The organism is Thermogemmatispora sp. (genome assembly GCF_019683755.1).
Lineage (GTDB): Bacteria > Chloroflexota > Ktedonobacteria > Ktedonobacterales > Ktedonobacteraceae > Thermogemmatispora.
This window is the reverse complement of sequence record NZ_JADGHT010000450.1, coordinates 1-3,112: the sequence shown is the minus strand read 5'-3', so window position 1 is coordinate 3,112 and position 3,112 is coordinate 1. Positions and strand designations below refer to the sequence as shown.

Below are 3,112 nucleotides of genomic sequence, written 5' to 3'. Positions count from 1 at the left end.
AGGCGGGGGAGAAATGGGTGAGTGACCCGCACGTGGCACTGTCTCCCAGACAGGGGAGACAGCACCCGAACACTGATGATGGCCTGTCCATCGTTAGGGCAGTTTCGGAGAACGGCGTTGTACTATGTCTTCCAATGCACAGTGGCAGGGATCATTAGCTGACCTGCCCAGTATCATCAGCAGTATTAAGCGCCTGCGCGCCTTTGGGCGGCTAACCGTGCGGAACAATACGCGCCTGGGGCTGGCTCATCTCTATTTTCGCAATGGCAGGCTGGTACACGTGATTGGGACGCGGGGCGCAGTCGATGCCGTGCTGGCGGATTTGCAGAGCTGGACACGCGCAACCTTGCGCTTTGAGCGCGGCGTGATGGTCCAGAGTGAGAATGTGACACCTGCTCATGAGCAACGCTTTGAGCGCTGGCTGTCGCATTTGCAGGCGCGTTACAGCTCTGGAACGGTACCGCGCTCGGGGCCGGCTCCCACCACAGCCACGCCGCCACCAGTGGCCCAGCCGCGTCCACAGATTGTGGAGGGCCAGGTGGTGGCCCGCACCAAAGTCAATCAGCTCATCTCGCCCTGGGAGTGGCAATTGCTGGTAGAGGCTACACGGCGCGTCTCGCTTGCTGTAGCCCAACTGGTCGGGCCAAAGGAGGCTATGAATGTCCTGCGTGACATCATCGACGATTGTTCCGCCGCTTTCCCGGCCTTCTCTGGCCTGAAAATCTCCCCCAATGGCTATCTCTACGTAATGGATAAGTCCCACCTTGACCGCATGCCACGCGAAGACTTGCTTGAGGGGTTCTCGGCCCTCATTGCCATCTGTCAGTATTTCTGCTCTCCCATTGTCGGCGAGGTGGAGGCTCATAAGCTGATTATTCGCGCCTTGGGGGACATTGCGCCAGCCCTTGTCAGCCTGGGGGTCTTTCAGGTGGATAACCGCCTGCTTCTGAATGGTGGCTGAGTCAGGCAGAGGGAGAAAGCCACGCCACGCCGCTGCACCCAGTCGAGAGCAGAGCCAGACCACAGCCTGGTCTGGCTGCAGCGGCGTGACGCCGTTTTGTCTTCGTTTCTCCTAGCTGAGCGGGCTTCCCTGGAGCCGTTCGGGGTGTTTCTTCTGCCAGTAGCGCATGTAGCCCTGAACTGTCATTGGATAGTTTGTCGCAAGGTCGTAGCGTCTGACGGCCTGCGGATCACGGGCAACGCGTTCCAGTTCGGGCTGAGTCTCGGCGATGAGCCGCTCGCGAATCTCCTCCTCACTTTTGCCCTCGCGCATGGCTTGTAAGACGATCTCGCCCCAGGCGATGAGGCGTTCGCGCAAGTTAGCGATGTGGCGTGTGACATCACGCGTCGGACCAAAGTGCCCCAAATAGAGCACGTCAGGTCGCAGGCGGCTAATGCGGCTCAGACTCTCGAACCAGGCTTCCAGATCAAGATCAGGTGGTGGCGTTGGCGGACGCACGTAATCGACATCCTGGAGGCGGACGCCAGCCGCATCCCCGGCGAAGAGTTCCCCGGAGTGGACGTCGAAGAAGATGACGTGATGAACGGCGTGCCCCGGGGTATAGTGCACCTCTAGCCGGCGCCCGGCGACTGTGAGGACCTGCCCGTCTTCGAGGCTATGAACGCGCTCGGCGGGGACGGCCTCAACTTCGCCCCACAGTGTTTGCATCTGCTCACCGTAAATGCGGCTAGCACTGGCGATGACTTTTGAGGGGTCGACCAGGTGGGGTGCCCCCCGGCTGTGAACGTAGACCTGAGCTTGCGGTAGCAGACGGCTCAGGGTGCCCGTGGCCCCGGCATGGTCCAGGTGAATATGGGTGAGCAGGATATGGGTAATAGCCTCGGGATCAAAGCCTGCCTCACGCAGTTCGCTCAGCAAAGCTGTGAGGGTACTGGTTGGCCCGGGATCAATCAGGGCAGTCTGGCGCTCATCCGTAATAAGGTAGGCCCCGATGATCCCGTGTTCGCCGAGGAAAGGCAGAGAGATCTGCCATGTCCCCGGTCTTTCTTTCCGTAGGCGAACAACCGGTTGAATGTTTGCAGACACGCAATACACCTCTCTCGTACCGCGAGGCTACTCTAGCCTCGCGGCAACAAGCTGGCTCGCTTTTGCTCGTTCACTCGGCTTGTGGGTGTGTTAGAGCTTCTTGACCGAGATTGCCTTTGCCTGCGTGAAGAGCAGCAGGTAGTCGCGGCCTCCGGCTTTGGAGTCCGTACCGGACATGTTAAAGCCCCCGAAGGGGTGCACGCCGACCAAGGCCCCTGTGCACTTGCGGTTAAAGTAGAGGTTGCCGACGTGAAACTCCTCTTTGGCCCGTCGAATGCGCTCAGGATCGCGTGTGTAGACTGAGCCTGTGAGGCCGTACTCAGTATCGTTAGCGATACGCAGGGCCTCGTTAAAGTCCTTGGCCCGGATAAAGGCCAAAACAGGCCCGAAGATCTCTTCCTGGGCAATACGGGCATGGGGGTCGACGTCGGCGAAGATAGTCGGTTCGATAAAGTAGCCTGGACCGTGATGACCGCCGCCCAGGACGAGCCGTCCTTCCTGCTTGCCGATCTCGATATAACTGGTGATCTTCTCAAAGGCGTTTTGATCGATTACAGGCCCGATGAAGGTTTCTGCTTGAGTGACATCGCCAATCCTGAGCTGTTTGGCCTTGTCTACAACCTTCTGTAGCACCTGGTCGTAGACGCTCTCGACGATGATGGCGCGTGAGCAGGCTGAGCATTTCTGGCCCTGGAAACCGAAGGCAGAGACAACGATGCCAGAGGCGGCTGCCTCTAGATCAGCAGTTTCATCTACGATGATGGCATCTTTCCCGCCCATTTCCAGAATGGTGCGCTTGATCCAGCGCTGACCAGGCTGCGTCTTGGCGGCCAGCTCGTTGATGCGCAGGCCGACGTCACGTGAGCCGGTGAAAGCAATGAAACGGGTTAAGGGATGAGCGACCAGGGCGTCGCCGATGCTGGAGCCGGGTCCGGTGAGAAAGTTGACCACTCCCGCTGGCAGCCCGATTTCTTCAAGGATGCGTACGAACTGAGCGGCAATAGTGGGCGAGGCGCTTGATGGCTTAAGTACTACGGTATTGCCAGCCACAAAGGAGGCGCTGGT

At 59.3% G+C, this 3,112-nt stretch carries 3 protein-coding genes; 1 reads left to right on the top strand and 2 read right to left on the bottom strand.

Going from position 1 to position 3,112, the window contains the following annotated elements:
- Nucleotides 1-124: 124 nt before the first annotated feature.
- Nucleotides 125-961 carry a DUF4388 domain-containing protein gene (locus tag IRZ24_RS18615; RefSeq protein WP_297167699.1) on the top strand — a complete coding sequence of 279 codons (837 nt, stop codon included), beginning with the start codon at nucleotides 125-127 and terminating at the stop codon, nucleotides 959-961.
- Between the two features lie 111 nt (nucleotides 962-1,072).
- On the opposite strand, the gene IRZ24_RS18610 is transcribed toward IRZ24_RS18615, so the two are convergent.
- On the bottom strand, nucleotides 1,073-2,047 hold the full coding sequence (locus IRZ24_RS18610) for an MBL fold metallo-hydrolase (protein ID WP_297167696.1): 975 nt from the start codon (nucleotides 2,045-2,047) through the stop codon (nucleotides 1,073-1,075).
- A gap of 90 nt (nucleotides 2,048-2,137) precedes the next feature.
- The coding region (locus IRZ24_RS18605) for an aldehyde dehydrogenase family protein (protein ID WP_297167694.1) at nucleotides 2,138-3,112 on the bottom strand (975 nt) is incomplete at its 5' end.

Bases quoted from the DNA above. Each gene is read 5' to 3' on its own strand.
- IRZ24_RS18615 (WP_297167699.1), top strand. From the start codon at position 125: ATGTCTTCCAATGCACAGTGGCAGGGATCATTAGCTGACCTGCCCAGT.